The following is a 15,006-nucleotide window of genomic DNA, read 5'->3' as shown; positions in this document are numbered from 1 at the left end:
GTGAAGCCCTAGCGAGCAACAAAAACGCCCGTTTTTTCTCCCCCCCCCCCCCCCCCCCCCCCCCCCCCCCCCCCCCCCCCCCCCCCCCCCCCCCCGGCCCGGGCGGTCCGGAGCCGGCCGCACAATTCCACCCAGCTGTCCGGCGCGGGCAGGAATTGTTTTCGAACACGTGAGCGCGGTATTGCGCGCGGACATTTCCGGGAGCGATTCGGACAGTAGTGTCGGGCGCTCCGGCCGCGCGGACACATCTGGCTCGTGACCCCTGCGTCAGAAGGGTTTCGGCTGCTGCTGACAGGAGCGCCGAATCGTGCTCCGGTGACGGTTGTGTCAGCCGCCGGGTGCCGTCCTGGTAATTGCTCCGAACGGGTGCCGCGCTTTTCCGTTTGATAGCCGAATCGGTTCGGTGCGGGTACGCTCCTGCGGTCGAATGGCCACTAGGCGAAGATCGTCCTCGGGAGGCTCGGTGCGCATGGACAACCCGGCAGCTGCTCCGGCCCCGGACCACGGGCTGGAGCCGGGCTTCCGGCACCAGGGCTGCCTCTACGCCACCGGCGCGGGGTTCCTCGCGATGGCCGTGCCGTTCGTCCTGGACGGGCTGCGCCGCGGGGAGCCGGTGCTGGTCACCACGACGGAGGCCAACCGGGAGCTGCTGCACGCCGCGATGGGCGCGGAAGCCGACCGGATCGTCTTCGCCGAGTCGGCCTTCTTCGGCCGACGGCCGGCGCAGCTGGCCGGCGCGCTGCACCGCTACTGGACGCGGCACCGCGCGACCGCGCCGACCGGCGCCGTCCGCATCCTCGCCGAGCCGGCCCGGGACGAGGGCGCCGAAGCCGCGTGGCAGCTCGCCGAGGAGGGCTTCAACGTGGCGCTGGCCGGCACCCGGATCTGGCTGATCTGCCCGTACGACACCAGAACCGCCGAACCGGGGATGGTCGAGGACGCCCGCCGCGCGCACCCCGAGTGCGTCGTGGACGGCGAGACGCGGGCGTCCGCGCTCTACACGGCCCCGGAAGAAGGCGGCGGTGTCGCCACGGCCGCGCCGCCGCGCACGGCCGCGGACCTCTTCCGCTTCGAGGGTGACCTGGTCGCCGTCCGGCGGCACGTGCTGGAGCGGGCGAGCGCGCTGCTGCGGTCGGAGGACACCGCGACGCTGTTCGGGGTCGCCGTCGGCGAGGCGATCGCCTACCTGCTCGAACACGGCATCAGCCGCGCGGCCGTCTGGGTGCGGCCGGCGGCCGGGCGGGTGGTGTGCACCCTGCACAGCGACCGGCCGGCCGACGGCCCGGCCTTCTACGGCCTCAGCGGCGAGACCCGGCCCGGCACCACGTTGTGGATGACCGACCAGATCTGCGAATGGCTCGACGTCAGTTCCGACACGGCCGGCTGCACGATCGAGCTGGCCATGCCGGAGGAGGCCGGTTAGGGCGTGTTCCCAAGCTGGGAGCCGGCGTGGTGCCGGTGGTGAACACCCGCGGCTGAGCGGGCCTCGCAACGGGATCGGGCCCCGCCGCGGGGCTTGGTACGGGCGCGAGCGACGGAAAGTCCCGGTATCCGACGCCCGATCGCCCGTCTTTGCCACACCGGGATCGCGGCCACCGGCAAGAATACCCACTGCCTCGAAGCGACTTCCGGAACAGGCTCCAGCGGCCGGGACACATCTGTCCCTCAGCTCAGCCGGACGTCCCCGAAGCGGTCTTCGATGCGGCGCAGGTCGCGCAGCCGCGGCTCGGTGTACCCGCCCAGCCAGCGGGTCATCGTCTTCGTGGACACGCCCAGCTCTTCGGCGGCCGTCTCCTTCGTGAGCCCACGGCTGCGCAGGGCTTCGGCCAGCCACTCGGCGAAGGTGGCGGCGGGCGCGTCCACCGGCGCGGGCGGCGGTTCCCCGGCGCGCGAGGGGAGCAGGTCGAACTCGACGCGCCGGGGGTACTTCCGGCACGAGACCTCCAGCACGCCGGACGGGCCCGCCGCGGCGAGCAAGGCCCGAAGGATCGAGTTGCCCACTTCGCGCTCTTCGGCCTCCGCGAGCGGCGAGTCCGCGAGGCATTCCAGCACGAATTCCCGGATTCCCGGAACGGCCGACGGCCGGGCCGGAAAGATCTTTTTCACGATTTCGACCGGCACGACCTCGATCGACTCACCGGAGGACCGGCCGGCCGATTCCATCACGATCTTTGCCCCTTCCGAAGGGCCTCCAGTGTAGTCGCCGCCGCCGGTTTCCCGAGGCTTGCCGCTGCCGCCGGACGGGGCTACGGTGGGCGTCTTCCACGCCGGGAAGGTGTCATCGATGGCCAGGACCACGCAGTCGGCCAACGGCCCGGCGCACGACTCCGGGAATTCCCCGCCGACCGTCCACATTCTGTGGATGAATGGCGGGCTGAGCTGCGACGGGGAATCGGTCGCGCTGACCGCGGCCACCCAGCCCAGTATCGAAGAGATCGTTCTCGGCGGACTTCCCGGGCTGCCCGAAGTCGCCATGCACTGGCCGTTCCTCGATTTCCACAGCGGGCCCGACGGCGGGAGCGACAGCTTCATCGAATGGTGGCACCGCGCGCACCGCGGTGAGCTCGACCCGTTCATCCTGGTCGTCGAGGGTTCGATCGCCGACGAGACGAACAAGGCCGAGGGGTACTGGTCCGGTTTCGGCACCGACCCGGAGACCGGCCAGCCGGTGACCGCGAGCGAGTGGCTGGACCGGCTGGCGCCGAAGGCGATGGCGATCCTGGCCGTCGGCACCTGCGCGAGCTACGGCGGGGTGCACGCGATGGCCGGCAACCCCACCGGGGCAATGGGCGTCCCGGAATACCTCGGCCGCGACTGGCGGTCGTGGGCCGGGCTGCCCGTCGTGTGCCTGCCGGGCTGCCCGGTCCAGCCGGACAACCTCTCGGAGACCATCCTGCACCTGCTCTTCCAGGTGTCCGGGCGCGCGCCGCAGATCGACGTCGACGAGGCGCTGCGCCCGAAGTGGCTGTTCGGGAACACCGTGCACGAAGGGTGCGACCGGGCGGGTTACTACGAGCAGGACGAGTTCGCCGACCGGCACGGCTCGCCCCGGTGCCTGGTGAAGCTGGGGTGCTGGGGCCAGGTCGTCCAGTGCAACGTCCCCAAGCGCGGCTGGATCAACGGCGTGGGCGGCTGCCCGAACGTCGGCGGCATCTGCATCGGCTGCACCATGCCGGGGTTCCCGGACAAGTTCATGCCGTTCATGGAGGACCCGGCCGGCGCCGGCACACCGGCGGCCACGACGAGCGTGTCCGGGTCCGCGATCCGCATCCTGCGGGAGATCCGGACGGCGGTGGACCGGTGACGCCGCCCCCGGGCGAACGGCTCGAGACCCTCCTGGGCGCCTTGCGGGCCGGCCCGGGCCGGGGGACCGCCGAAGCGATCGTCCGGGAGCTGACCGACCTGTACGGCGACGGCCTGACCCGGATCGTCGACGTCCTGCGCGACCGCGCCCCGGCTCTGGTCGGCACGCTGGCGGCGGACGACGACGTCGCGAGCCTCCTGCTGCTCCACGGCCTGCACCCCCTCGACGCCGACGCCCGGGTCCGCCGGGCTCTCGACCGGGTCCGCCCGCAGGTGGGCGCGGTCGACCACCTGGGCACCAACGGCGGCGTGGTGCGGCTGCGGCTCGGCGCGCGTCGGGGCTGTCCGGCCGCGCGCGCCGAGACGGTCGAAGCCGCCGTGCGGGACGCCGCTCCGGAAGCCGCCGGTGTCGAAATCGTCGTTGCTCCTACGCTGTACCAGATCGGCGTGGGGCCGCCGCCCGGCGCCGCTCCGGAGGGGCGGGCGTCGTGACCGTCCACAGTGGAGTGGTGGACCCCGCGGCCGCGGGTTCGCCCCGCTCCGCGCGGCCGGAGCGGTGCGAGCTGTGCGGAACCCCGGTGGCGGCCCGCCACGGCCACGTCGCCGACACCGGCCGCCGGGGTCTGTTGTGCTCGTGCCGCGCGTGCTTCCTGGTGTTCACCCGCCGCGCGGGCGTGGGGGCCCGGTACCGCGCGGTGCCGGAGCGGTATTTGTGGGACCCCCGCCACCCGGTTCGCCGCCTCGACTGGCGCGGGCTGGGGGTCCCGGCCGGGTTCGCGTTCTTCGTCCGCTGCGGCGCGCAGGCCGTCGCGTTCCAGCCGGGTCCGTTCGGCGCCGCCGAGGCTGCGCTGCCTCCGGAGCTTTGGGCGGAGCTCGCGGCGGAGCACCCGCTGTTGGCGGCGGCCGAGCCGGACGTCGAGGCGATCGTGGTCGGCGCGACTGAGGGTGGCACGGAGTGTTTTCTCGTGCCTGTAGACGTTTGTTACCGCTTGACCGGCACAGTGCGCCGGCACTGGGCGGGGCGGGATGGGGGCGCCGAGATGCGTGCCCGGGTTGGAGAGCTGTTCGCGGAGATCGGCCGGCGCGCCCGGCCGCTGCGGTAGCCCTGTTTTGGGAAGCGCCCGGTCGGTCGGTGCGGTGGGTCTCGGTGACCGGAGATGGGGCCGGACGGGGCGGTCGCGCCGAGATGCGTGCCCGTGTCGGTGAGCGGAGATCGGCCGGCGCGCCCGGCCCCTGCGGTAGCCCCGTTTCCGGAAAACTCCCGGTTGGCGCGGTGTGTTTTGGTGACCGGGGATGGGCGGGGCAGGATGGCAGCGCCGCATGCATGCCTGCGTTGGGGAAGCTGTTCGCGGAGATCGGCCGGCGCGCCCGGCCCCTGCAGTAGCCCTGTTTCCGGAAAACGCCCGGTCAATGCGGTGCGCAGCGCGCGCCGAAGATTCAACCTCCTCGAACCTCCAGTTTTCGTGATCAATTTCCGATAATTCCCGGACGTCACCGGTTTTCGGTTACAGCCCACAGCTTGTTTCACCCGATCGTGTAGATGCGCCGGAATGACGCGCAGGCCCATGGACAGAAGGTGGTGCGGCGGTAAGGTTCCCGGCCGGGGGCAACTCGAATGGCTGATGACCTCGGCCGTGGGTGAAGCAATTCCGAAGAGAGAGAAGAAGTGGACTTCGACGCATTGGCCCGTGAAATGCGCACACTCCGGGAGAATGTCGCCGGGGTGAGTGACACGGTGCTGGCCGCGGTCGACGGGATACCGATCATCGCCGATGCGGCCGACCACATCGATCCCGCGAAGATCTCCGCCCTCGCCGCCGCCGATCTCGGGATCGCCCGCCAGGCGTCGGAGATCGCCGGGCAGGGCACCTTGCACCAGACCGTCGTGTTCAGCAGCGAAGGCTACCTGGCGGTCTACGCCATCGGCCGGCTCGCGCTGATGGTGGTGATGGGGGACCGGGGCCTGAACGTCGGGCGGCTGCTGTTCGAGACCCGGCCCGTCATCGAGCGGATCGCGACGATCCTGGCCGCGTGACCCATCCGCACAACAAGGAGGAAGCAGAACCATGATGAACATCGACACCGCGCTCAAGGAAGCCATGTCCATCACCGGCGCCGTCGGCGTCGCGCTCGTCGACTACGAGAGCGGGATGTCGCTCGGCACCAGTGGTGGCGGCGACTGGCTGGACCTGGAGGTGGCGGCGGCCGGGAACACCGAGGTCGTGCGGTCGAAGCTGCGGGTGATGTCCTCGCTGGCGCTCAACGACAGCATCGAGGACATCCTGATCACGCTGCACCGCCAGTACCACCTGATCCGGCTGCTGAACACGGTCGGGGCGAGGAGCTCGCTGTTCCTCTACCTGGTGCTGGACCGGGACCGCGCGAACCTCGCCCTGGCCCGCCACTACCTGAAACGCATCGAAGCCGACCTGCAGGTGTAACCGGGATAGGAGGGGGCGATGACCGGCGGCGGATCCCGGGCCGCGCTCGTCACCGGCTCGGCGCTGATGCACGACCTCGGCTCCCTGTTCCCGGTGACCATGACCCTCGCCGGCGACGAGCTGGCCTTCACCTTCGTCTCGTCCTGCTCGTCGCCGGACGCCGTCGAGGAGTGGATCCACCTGCGGTCGGGGGCCGTGGTGGCCGGCCGGGTCGTGCGCTTCTTCGCCGACGCGAACGGGCGGCGGGTCCGCGTCGAGCTCGCCGGCGCGCCGGTGCGGGCGCTGATCGTGCTCGCGGACGAGCTGACCGCGGCCGCGGTGAACGCGCCGAGCCTCGGGCGGTGGCAGGACCAGATCCCGTGCACCGTGCAGGTGGCCTTCGACGAGCTCGCGCGGATGCTCGCGCGGTGCCGGCACCGGGCCGGCGGGCCCGAGCCGCTGATCGACCTGGAGCTGGCCTACCGGCCCGATCGGGACTACGCCGCGCGGCTCGCGGCGGCGCACGAGCGGGTGCAGGCGTTCATCGCGCCGGTCCGGCCGGTGCTCGGCCTGCGGTGGCACTCGGCGACTTCGGCGCAGCGCAAGGCGTTCGCCGAGGAGCTGCCGGGCGGGACGCCCGCCCGCGGCTGGCTGCGCCGCCGGCGCACCGGCCGGATCATGGGCATCGAGGTCGAGGTGTCCGGCTGAGCCCGCGGCGGGCGGGACAACTCGACCTGGAGTACTTTGCCTGTAGTGGTCGTGACCCGACAGGCGGAGTGATGGTGCGACGCAACCCCGGCCGACGAGCCGCGCTGCTCGACGCGGCGATCGAGGTCCTGGCCGCGGAAGGCGCCCGTGGCCTGACGTTCCGCGCGGTCGACCAGCGGGCCGCCGTGCCTGCCGGGACCGCGTCCAACTACTTCGCCGGCCGCGAGGAGATCCTCACCGGCGCGGGGGAGCGCGTCTACGAACGGCTGGTGCCGGACGAGGCGACGCTGGCCGCGCCGTTCGACGGCCCGCGTGACCGCGCCCGGCTCACCGAGCTGATGCACGATCTGGTCGACCGGGTGGCGGCGTTCCCGGCCGGGTTCCTGGCGCTGCTGGAGCTGCGCCTGGAAGCCGCCCGCCGCCCGGAGCTTCGGGCGGTGCTGACGAAGCGGATCCGCGCCGACCTGGACTTCAACGTGGAAAGCCACCTGAAGACCGGCCTGCCGGGCGACGCCACGACGGTCAAGCTCCTGTGGCTGGCCCTGAACTGGCTGATCATCGAGCGGCTGACCCTGCCGGACCTGCTCGGCGCGGACGAACGCCGGGACCTCGTCGACGCCCTCGTCGACCGGCTCGTGGCCTAGACGTCCTTTGTGGACACCCCGCCGGCGGAGCCGCTCCGCGCCGGCTTCTCGGACTCGCGCCGGGTGAGCACGAGGGGAGCGTCCTCGGTGATGGCCACCGTGTGCTCGGAGTGGGCCGTGCGCGAGCCGTCCGCCGAGCGGATCGTCCAGCCGTCCGGGTCGTAGACGATCTTGTCGGTCGTGCGGGCGAGCCACGGTTCGAGCGCCAGCGTCAGGCCGGGCTGCAGCTTCATCCCGCGCCCGGGCCGGCCCTTGTTGGACACGTGCGGGTCGCCGTGCATGGTGCGGCCGATGCCGTGCCCGCCGAACTCGGTGTTCACCGGGTAGCCGTAGTCGGTCGCCACCGTGTAGATGGCCGCCGAGATGTCCCCGAGGCGGTTGCCGGGGCGTGCGACCTCGATCGCCGCCTCCAGCGCCTCTTCGGTCGCGCGGATGATCCGCAGGTCCTCCTCGGCGGGGGTGCCGACGATGACCGTGCGCGCGGAGTCGGCCACCCAGCCGTTGATGCCGACGGCGAGGTCCGCGGTCAGCACGTCGCCGTCGCGCAGGGTGTAGTCGTGCGGCAGGCCGTGCAGCACGGCGTCGTTGACCGACAGGCAGATGACGTTGCGGAACGGGCCCTTGCCGAACGACGGGGCGTAGTCCCAGTAGCACGACTCGGCCCCGCGCCGCTCGATCATGCCGCGCGCGTGCTGCTCCAGCTCCAGGAGGTTGACCCCGACGTCGGCGAGCCGGCCGACCTCGGTGAGCACCTCGGCGACAAAACGCCCGGCCACGTGCATGAGCTCGACCTCGGCGGGCGTCTTCAGTTCGATCACGACTACCTCGTTCTACGGTACCGGTATAGTTATACCAGCACCGTAGCACGCCCTCGGTTCACAGCGGTTTGTCCAGCACCGCCTTCAGGTTGCTGAAGGTGTCGATCGAGTACTTGCCGTGGTAGCGCCCCATCCCGCTCTCGCCCACCCCGCCGAACGGCAGGTCCGGCGCGGTCAGGTGCGCCACCGGGAGACCGAACCCCACCGCGCCCGACGACGTCTCCGCCAGGATCCGCCGCTTCGTCTCCTCCGAGCCGGTGAACGCGTACAGCGCCAGCGGCTTGTCCCGGCCGGTGATGAACGTCAGCGCCTCGTCGAGGGAGGCGGCCCGCAGGACCGGCAGGATGGGACCGAAGATCTCCTCGCCCATCACGGGGGAGTCCGGCGCGACGTCCGCGAGCACGGTCGGCGCGATGTACTTCGCCTCCCGGTCGGTCGTCCCGCCGGTCACCACGCGGCCACTGCCCAGCAGGCCCGAGAGGCGGTCGAAGTGCCGGGTGTTGACGATCCGGCCGTAGTACGGGCTCTGCGCCGGATCGTCGCCGAACCGCTTGCGCAGCACCTCGGCCAGCAGCGGCTCGAGCCGCTCCGCGGTGTCCCCGACGGCCAGCACGTAGTCCGGCGCCACACACGTCTGGCCCGCGTTCATGAACTTGCCGTACACGATCCGCTCGGCCACGACCTGCAGGTCGACGTCGGTGTCGACGACCACCGGGCTCTTGCCGCCCAGCTCCAGCACCACCGGCGTGAGGTGCTTCGCCGCGGCGGTCATCACGATGCGCCCGACCGTGCCGTTGCCGGTGTAGAAGATGTGGTCGAACCGCTGCTCCAGCAGTTCGGTCGTCTCCGGGATCGCGCCCTCCACCACCGCCACGGCCGAAGTGTCCAAATAGGACGGAATGTGCCGGGCGATCGCGGCCGACACCGTCGGGGACAGCTCGCTCGGCTTGAGCACCGCCGCGTTGCCCGCGGCCAGCACGCCGACCAGCGGCGCCAGCACGAGGTGCAGCGGGTAGTTCCACGGCCCGATGACCAGCGCGACCCCGAGCGGCTCCCGCACGACGCTGCCCGCGCCCGGCAGCAGGTACTTCGGCAGCGGCGCGGACTCGGGCGCGACCCAGCCGTCGAGGTGCTCCAGGGTGTGGTCGATCTCGTTGGTGACGAAGGTGATCTCGGCGCTGCGGGCCTCGGCCGCGTTCTTGCCCAGGTCGGCGTGCAGCGCGGCGAGGAAGTCGCTCGACTGCTCGCGCAGCATCGTCTTCAACGCGGTCAGCTGCGCGCGCCGCCAGTCGAGCGGTTTGGTCGCGCCGGAGGAGAACGTCTTGCGCAGCCGGGAAACGACGCCGGAAATGTCACTCATCGGTTACCTCCGGAGCAGCCATTCGGGGCGGCCGGAGCCGCGGGGGACGAGGACGGTCGAGAACCGCCCGGGTGTGACGGACATCCGCACCTGGTCGGTCACACCCTGGTAGTGCCCGAGCGGGGTGTCGGCGGTGAACGTGTCCGGGTCGAGGTAGGCGTGCCGCTCGCCGGTCCCGGCGACGCGCTGGGCGTAGTCCTTGTCGAACACGCCGAGGCTGATGATCCACAGCGCGATGCGCGTCAGCGAGATGTGGACGCGGTAGCTGCCGCCCTCGGTGGCGCGCCGCATCAGCGCGGCGCAGATCCCGGCCGTGGCCAGCCACGGCACGAGGTAGTCGTTCACCACGCCGATGTGCGGCAGCACGGGCTGGTCGGGCGAGCCCTCCAGGGTCATCATCCCGGCGACGCAGCCCGCGGTCTGGTCGAAGCCGACCCGCGACGCCCACGGGCCGTGCTCACCGTGCAGGGACACGGTCGTGTGGATGATGCCCGGCCGCAGCTGGGCCGCCCGGTGCGGGGAAAGCCCCAGTCCCGCGACGAACCCCGGCCGCCGGTTCGCGTAGAAGACGTCGGCGTCGCGCAGCAGTTCCTGGGCCACGCGTGAGTTCTGGTAGTCCACAGTGGCCGACCGGACGCCGACGTTCGCCGTCAGGTAGACGACCGGGTTCTCCCATTCGGACGGCCGCCACAGGTTCAGCGCGTCGGCGCCGTGCTGGGCCAGCGCCCGCCCGATCCCCGCGCCCGCGATGACGTGCCCCAGGCCGAGCGCGCGGATCCCGTCGAGCGGCTGGGTGCCGCCCGCGGGCAGCGGCTCGGGCGCGGAGTCGCCGATCTTCTCGATCTCGATCAGCGGGAGCCCGGCCAGGACGTCGCGGTACTGCCGGGTCTGGAGGAACTCTTCGGTGCTGCGGACCATCGGCATCACGATGCCCGCCTGCGCCCCGGCCTCCTCCAGCTCGGCGGCGTCCCAGCGGGCGATGGCGTCGGCGAGCGCCGGGGCGTCGTCGTAGGTGCGCAGGAGCCTGAGGGTCTTGGACTTCAGCTTCGGGTAGATGTTCAGCGGCATCACCCACCGGCCGTCCCCGGCGCGGTAGAACTCGAGCGACAGCGGGCTGGCCGGGTCGGCGGTGTTGGTCGGCGGGAGTCCGTTGACCAGCTCCCACTTCTTGTCGTAGAACGGGCACAGCCGGTGCGGCGCCTTCCGCAGGTCCATGCTGATGTCCTGGCCGGGCCCGCCGCGGCGGCGCCAGAGCGCGGCCAGGGCCACGGACTTCGCGACCAGCGCGATCGCGGGCGCGGCGCCCAGCCGCACGGCGCTCGGCACGATCGGGTCGGCGCCGGTGAACTCCACCTTGCCGCCGGCGTCCTTTTCGGACATTCCGGCTCCGACGAGGACGTCCTCGAGCGCCGCGTGGATGTCGAAGGTGTCCTGCTCCTCGGAAGAGATCGGGTTCGCGAGCGCGGCGAGGATCCGGTCGGTGACGCTCATCGCTCGCCCAGCCCCTTCATCAGGGCGATCTGCGCGCTGTCCCGGGCTTTCGCGAGCTCTTCGACGGTGCCGTCGAAGCCGGCGGCCTGGTCGCTGAGCAGCTTGACCGTGGCCTCGTCGAGGTCCGGGGTGCCGAGCTGGCCCCAGCGTTTGCGCAGGCCCGGCCCGAGGTGCTCGAGGAAGTGCGGCAGCCCGCCCGGTCCGCCGCCGAGGTGGAAGCTCAGGAACGGCCCGCTCACCGCCCACCGCTGCCCGAGCGACGACGTCACGACCTCGTCCAGCTGCTGCTCGGTGACGACGCCCTCCGCGACCAGGTGCACACATTCACGGAAGATGGCGGCCTGCAGCCGGTTCGCGACGAACCCCGGCATCTCCTTGCCCAGCACGATCGGCTTCTTGCCCAGGCCGCGGTAGAACGCGACCGCCCGCTCGACCACCTCCGGCGACGTCTTCTCGCCCGGCACGACCTCGACCAGCGGGATGAGGTGCGGCGGGTTGAACGGGTGCCCGACGAGAAGCCGCTCCGGCCGCTCGAGCGCGGTCGCGATGTCGGTCGCCGGAAGGCCCGAGGTCGAGGTGAGCAGGAGGGCGTCCGCGGGCGCGTTCGCCTCGATGGTGGTCCAGATCTTGTGCTTGAGGTCGAGGCGTTCGGGCCCGTTCTCCTGGACGACGTCGGCGCCGGCGACGGCGCGCGCGAGGTCGGCCTCGAACGTGATCCGGTCCGCCGGCCCGTCGGCGTCGAAGCCCAGCTCACGCAGTGCGGGGGTCAGCTCGTCGAGCCCGGCGCGCACGGTGTCCTCGATACCCGGCGCCGGGTCGCTGATGACGACGTCCATCCCGTGCGCGGCCATCAGGCCCGCCCAGGAGACGCCGATGACCCCGCCGCCGACGATCGTCGCTCTCACGGTTGCTCCCGGTCGAGGTAGTCGTGCACGGCCGCGGCCCGGCCGAGGGTGAGATCGGTGAGGAGGTGGCTCGCGGACACGATTTCCAGCACGGGAAGGTCGGCGAGCGGGGCGAGCGCGTGCGGCACGAGGTGCAGCCGCGCGGGCCCGGTCCACGCGCCCTTGATGGTGACGTCCGAGATCTGGCTTCGCGCCAGTTCGCAGATCCGCGGCCGGCCGTCGTACCCGGGGACGATCTTGAGCAGGTACGTCGGCGCGGTCAGCTCGGCCCGCGCGGCGGCGGTGTCCAGTTCGCGGTGTTTGTACCCCATCGTGGCCAGCGCGACCGGGATCGTGCCGTAGTCGAGAGTGCCGACGAGGGTGTCCGAGTCGACGAACAGCCGGGGCTTGCCGAGCTTCTTGGGGTAGGCGGCGACCTCGCGGCCGCTGGCGATCGCGGGGTGGCTGTCGACGTACATCCCGAGGGTGAACTCCCCGGGCTCGCCCTGGTGGGTGACCATCGCGACCTGACCGGACTCGGTGTAGTCGCCGAGCCCGGTGACGTCCGGCATCCGCATCACCTCGAACCGCACGAGCGGCTCGGGCACTTCGAGGGGTTCGGGCACCAGCGCCCGAAGCGCCGCCGGATCCGTCCGGTAGGTGATGTTCAGGTATTCGCGGTCGGTGAACCGGTAGGGCCCGCGGGGGAAGGCCGGCGCGGACAACGGTGTGGTGAGCCGGGAAGGGACCTCGTCTTCACGCACTTGCGGCTGCCAAGATCACGCTCGCAACCTACCTCCGGATCCCGGGCGGCGCATCCGCGCGAAACCCGGTTCCGCACCGGATGACAACCTTTTGACCCGTGATCACATCTACCCCGGTGTGAAGCAGACAGAGAACGCCGAGACCGGCCGCGACGCGGAGTTCCGCGAGTTCGTGCGCAACCGGGGGACCCCGCTGCACCAGAGCGCGTACCTGCTCTGCGGCGACCGGCACCTCGCGGACGACGTCGTCCAGGACACCTTCGTCAAGGCCTACCAGCACTGGAAGCGGGTCCGGGCGGCGGACAGCCCGGAAGCCTACGTCCGGCGCATCCTGCTCAACGAGGTGCGCGGGCGGTGGCGGCGGCGGGAGCGCTCGGTGCCGGTCGCCGAGTTCGCCCGCGAGCCCGCGGTGGCCGACCCCGCCGACGACGTCGTCCGGCGCGCCGGGCTCCGGCAGGCACTGCTGACGCTGCCGCTGCGGCAACGGGCCACCGTGGTGCTGCGCTACCTCGAAGGCCTGTCCGAGCGGGAGACCGCGGCGGCGCTGGGCTGCTCGACGGGCACCGTGAAGAGCCAGAGCTCCCGGGCGCTCGCCACCCTGAAATCCTTCTTCGACACGACGGGATCACTGCTGTGAACACCGAACAAGAGACCCGGCTCGGGGCCGACCTGCGGCACCTCGTCGCCGGCGAGACCTTCCGGACCGACCCCGACGACGTCCTCCGCCGTGCCCGGCGGGTGCGGCGGCGCGGCCTGGCCACTCGAGGCGTGGCCGGAGCGGGTGTGCTGGCCGTGGCCGCGGCGGTCACCGTGCTCGGCGTCAACTCCGGCGGCCCGCCCGCGGTCCAGAACGCCGCCTACGTCGTCGACCGGGTTTCGGCCGCGCTCGACCGCGGCTCGGACTACGTCTACCGGATCGTCGACCAGGGGGAAGGCACCGTCTGGTACCAGGACCAGGTGACGATGAACCAGTACTGGGTCTACCGCACCGGGCCCACCCGGACCGAGGCCTGGAACAGCGCCCCGGTGGTCGACCACTACGCGCACCTGCGCGACGTCACGGTCAACCACCAGGACCGCACCTACTCGACCGAAGACGTCAAGCTCCCCACCTACATCGCGGGCGAGCCGCCGAAGGAGACCGGCTTCGTCGACCGGGTCAAGAAGTCGATCAGGACCGGGGCGGACAAGATCGTCGGCACCGGCGAGTACCAGGGCCACCAGGTCGTCAAGCTGGGGTACACCGTCGAGGGCCGGGTCTCGGAGCTGTGGGTCGACGCGACGAGCTACCTGCCGGTGCACTCGACCACGACCGGCCCGGACGGGCAGCGGACGACCAAGGACCTCGCCTTCCTGCCGCGCACCGACGAGCTGGCCAAGACGGTCAACACCCCGCAGGTCCCGGCCGGGTACACCCAGGTCGCCGACGCCAACAACGGTCCGGGTCACGGCGGCTGAGCCTCACCCGCGCCGCCGGCGCAGGCCCGGCTCGGTGAGCGACGGCGGCTCGTACGCGACGTCGACCGGGCCGAGGTCCGTTCCGGGCGGGACGATCTCGTCGATGCGGTCGAGCAGGTCGTCGTCGAGGGTGGTGCCGGCTCCCGCGAGCAGGTCGTCGAGCTGGGCCGGGGTCCGCGGGCCGATGATCGCCGACGTCACCGCGGGATGGGCGGTCACGAAGCCCAGCGCCAGGTGGGGCAGCGACAGGCCGGCCTGGCCGGCCAGGGGGACGAGCGCTTCGACGGCGTCCAGTTTGCGGCTGTCGGTCAGGTGCCGCGGCGCCCAGTGCAACCGGCCGGCCGACGCGGTTTCCGTGCCGCCCTTGCGAAGCCGCCCGGAGAGCAGGCCCATCGACAGCGGGCTCCACACCAGCACACCCAGGCCGTACCGGTGGCAGACCGGCAGGATCTCGCGTTCGACACCCCGGTTGAGGACCGAGTAGTGCGGCTGCTCGGTGCGGAAGCGGGCCAGCCCCCGCCGTTCGGCCACCCACTGGGCTTCCACGATCTCCGACGCGGGCAGGTTGGAATGGCCGATCGCCCGGACCTTGCCGGAGCGCAGCAGGTCGGTCAGCGCGCCCAGGGTCTCCTCGACGTCGGTTTCGGGATCGGGGTGGTGGACCTGGTAGAGGTCGATGTGGTCGACACCGAGCCGGCGCAGCGAGCCTTCGACGGCGGTGACCAGCCAGCGGCGGGAGCTGCCGCGGTGGTGGGGGCCGGGGCCCATCGGGCCGTTCCCTTTGGTGGCGAGGACAACGTCGTCGCGGTGGCCGCGCAGGGCCCGGCCGACGATCCGTTCGGTGTGGCCGTCACCGCCGTAGACGTCGGCCGTGTCGAGGGTGTTCACGCCGGCGTCGAGTGCTTTGTGGACGATCCGGACGCACTCGTCGGGGTCGGGGTTGCCGTACGGCCCGAACATCATCGTGCCCAGGGTGAAGACGCTGACCTGGATGCCGGTGCGCCCGAGCGGGCGGGTCTGCATGGGGTTCCTCCGGGATGAGGGGTGGGGGGGGGGGGGGGGGGGGGGGGGAAGGGGAGGGGGGGGGGGGGGGGGGGGGGGGGGGGAGGCGAGGGGGAAGAGGAGGGGGGGAGGGAGCCGCAAAGGAGGGGAGACA

17 protein-coding genes are annotated in these 15,006 nt (G+C 71.9%); 10 read left to right on the top strand and 7 right to left on the bottom strand.

Translation table 11 applies throughout. From position 1 onward, the window contains the following. Nucleotides 1–469 precede the first annotated feature (469 nt). Nucleotides 470–1,423, top strand: a complete 954-nt coding sequence (locus ACZ61C_RS27710; RefSeq protein WP_465310759.1) for an anti-sigma factor RsbA family regulatory protein — start codon at nt 470–472, stop codon at nt 1,421–1,423. Nucleotides 1,424–1,665: 242 nt separating this feature from the next. Here ACZ61C_RS27710 and ACZ61C_RS27705 read toward each other — a convergent pair whose 3' ends face one another. Then, nucleotides 1,666–2,163: a helix-turn-helix domain-containing protein gene (locus tag ACZ61C_RS27705; protein WP_465311145.1), complete on the bottom strand. Its 498-nt coding sequence runs from the start codon at nt 2,161–2,163 to the stop codon at nt 1,666–1,668. Between the two features lie 121 nt (nt 2,164–2,284). Here ACZ61C_RS27705 and ACZ61C_RS27700 point away from each other — a divergent pair, with 121 nt between their 5' ends. From ACZ61C_RS27700 to ACZ61C_RS27670, 7 genes are all read left to right on the top strand, one after another. Then, nucleotides 2,285–3,304 carry an NADH-quinone oxidoreductase subunit B family protein gene (locus ACZ61C_RS27700; protein WP_465310758.1) on the top strand — a complete coding sequence of 340 codons (1,020 nt, stop codon included), beginning with the start codon at nt 2,285–2,287 and terminating at the stop codon, nt 3,302–3,304. Beyond that, nucleotides 3,301–3,795 (top strand): NifU family protein, encoded by a 495-nt coding sequence (locus ACZ61C_RS27695; RefSeq protein ID WP_465310757.1) that lies wholly within the window; start codon nt 3,301–3,303, stop codon nt 3,793–3,795. The genes ACZ61C_RS27700 and ACZ61C_RS27695 overlap by 4 nt, the downstream gene beginning before the upstream one ends. Next, nucleotides 3,792–4,406 carry a DUF5947 family protein gene (locus ACZ61C_RS27690; RefSeq protein WP_465310756.1) on the top strand — a complete coding sequence of 205 codons (615 nt, stop codon included), beginning with the start codon at nt 3,792–3,794 and terminating at the stop codon, nt 4,404–4,406. The genes ACZ61C_RS27695 and ACZ61C_RS27690 overlap by 4 nt, the downstream gene beginning before the upstream one ends. 563 nt (nt 4,407–4,969) lie before the next feature. Further along, a complete protein-coding gene (locus tag ACZ61C_RS27685) occupies nt 4,970–5,338 on the top strand; it encodes a roadblock/LC7 domain-containing protein (RefSeq protein WP_465310755.1) in 369 nt (122 codons plus the stop codon). 34 nt (nt 5,339–5,372) lie between these two features. Continuing rightward, a complete protein-coding gene (locus tag ACZ61C_RS27680; protein ID WP_465311144.1) occupies nt 5,373–5,744 on the top strand; it encodes a hypothetical protein in 372 nt (123 codons plus the stop codon). An 18-nt stretch (nt 5,745–5,762) separates the two neighbouring features. Then, the gene (locus ACZ61C_RS27675) at nt 5,763–6,431 is read left to right on the top strand and encodes a hypothetical protein (RefSeq protein ID WP_465310754.1); all 669 of its coding nucleotides are present in this window, start codon (nt 5,763–5,765) and stop codon (nt 6,429–6,431) included. 71 nt (nt 6,432–6,502) lie between these two features. After that, nucleotides 6,503–7,075, top strand: a complete 573-nt coding sequence (locus ACZ61C_RS27670; RefSeq protein WP_465310753.1) for a TetR/AcrR family transcriptional regulator — start codon at nt 6,503–6,505, stop codon at nt 7,073–7,075. Here the strand turns inward: ACZ61C_RS27670 and map are convergent. The 5 genes from map to ACZ61C_RS27645 are packed head-to-tail and all read right to left on the bottom strand — an operon-like array spanning nt 7,072 to nt 12,392. Continuing rightward, nucleotides 7,072–7,893: a type I methionyl aminopeptidase gene (map, locus tag ACZ61C_RS27665; protein ID WP_465310752.1), complete on the bottom strand. Its 822-nt coding sequence runs from the start codon at nt 7,891–7,893 to the stop codon at nt 7,072–7,074. The two genes, ACZ61C_RS27670 and map, sit on opposite strands and share 4 nt — an antisense overlap. 58 nt (nt 7,894–7,951) lie before the next feature. After that, on the bottom strand, nt 7,952–9,253 hold the full coding sequence (locus tag ACZ61C_RS27660; RefSeq protein WP_465310751.1) for an aldehyde dehydrogenase family protein: 1,302 nt from the start codon (nt 9,251–9,253) through the stop codon (nt 7,952–7,954). Between the two features lie 3 nt (nt 9,254–9,256). After that, a complete protein-coding gene (locus tag ACZ61C_RS27655; RefSeq protein WP_465310750.1) occupies nt 9,257–10,744 on the bottom strand; it encodes a CoA transferase in 1,488 nt (495 codons plus the stop codon). After that, a complete protein-coding gene (locus ACZ61C_RS27650) occupies nt 10,741–11,649 on the bottom strand; it encodes a 3-hydroxyacyl-CoA dehydrogenase family protein (protein WP_465310749.1) in 909 nt (302 codons plus the stop codon). The genes ACZ61C_RS27655 and ACZ61C_RS27650 overlap by 4 nt, the downstream gene beginning before the upstream one ends. Then, nucleotides 11,646–12,392, bottom strand: a complete 747-nt coding sequence (locus tag ACZ61C_RS27645) for an acetoacetate decarboxylase (protein ID WP_465310748.1) — start codon at nt 12,390–12,392, stop codon at nt 11,646–11,648. Before ACZ61C_RS27645 ends, ACZ61C_RS27650 begins: the two co-directional genes overlap by 4 nt. A gap of 118 nt (nt 12,393–12,510) precedes the next feature. Between ACZ61C_RS27645 and ACZ61C_RS27640 the strand changes: the two genes are divergently transcribed. Both ACZ61C_RS27640 and ACZ61C_RS27635 read left to right on the top strand, forming a co-directional pair. After that, nucleotides 12,511–13,029, top strand: coding sequence for a SigE family RNA polymerase sigma factor (locus ACZ61C_RS27640; RefSeq protein ID WP_465310747.1), 519 nt, complete (start codon nt 12,511–12,513; stop codon nt 13,027–13,029). Continuing rightward, the gene (locus tag ACZ61C_RS27635) at nt 13,026–13,850 is read left to right on the top strand and encodes a hypothetical protein (RefSeq protein ID WP_465310746.1); all 825 of its coding nucleotides are present in this window, start codon (nt 13,026–13,028) and stop codon (nt 13,848–13,850) included. The genes ACZ61C_RS27640 and ACZ61C_RS27635 overlap by 4 nt, the downstream gene beginning before the upstream one ends. A gap of 3 nt (nt 13,851–13,853) precedes the next feature. Here the strand turns inward: ACZ61C_RS27635 and ACZ61C_RS27630 are convergent, their stop codons facing one another. Next, nucleotides 13,854–14,873, bottom strand: a complete 1,020-nt coding sequence (locus tag ACZ61C_RS27630; protein ID WP_465310745.1) for an aldo/keto reductase — start codon at nt 14,871–14,873, stop codon at nt 13,854–13,856. Between the last annotated feature and the right edge of the window lie 133 nt (nt 14,874–15,006).

The organism is Amycolatopsis sp. NPDC104587, assembly GCF_055583645.1.
This window is presented reverse-complemented; position numbering and strand designations above follow the sequence as displayed.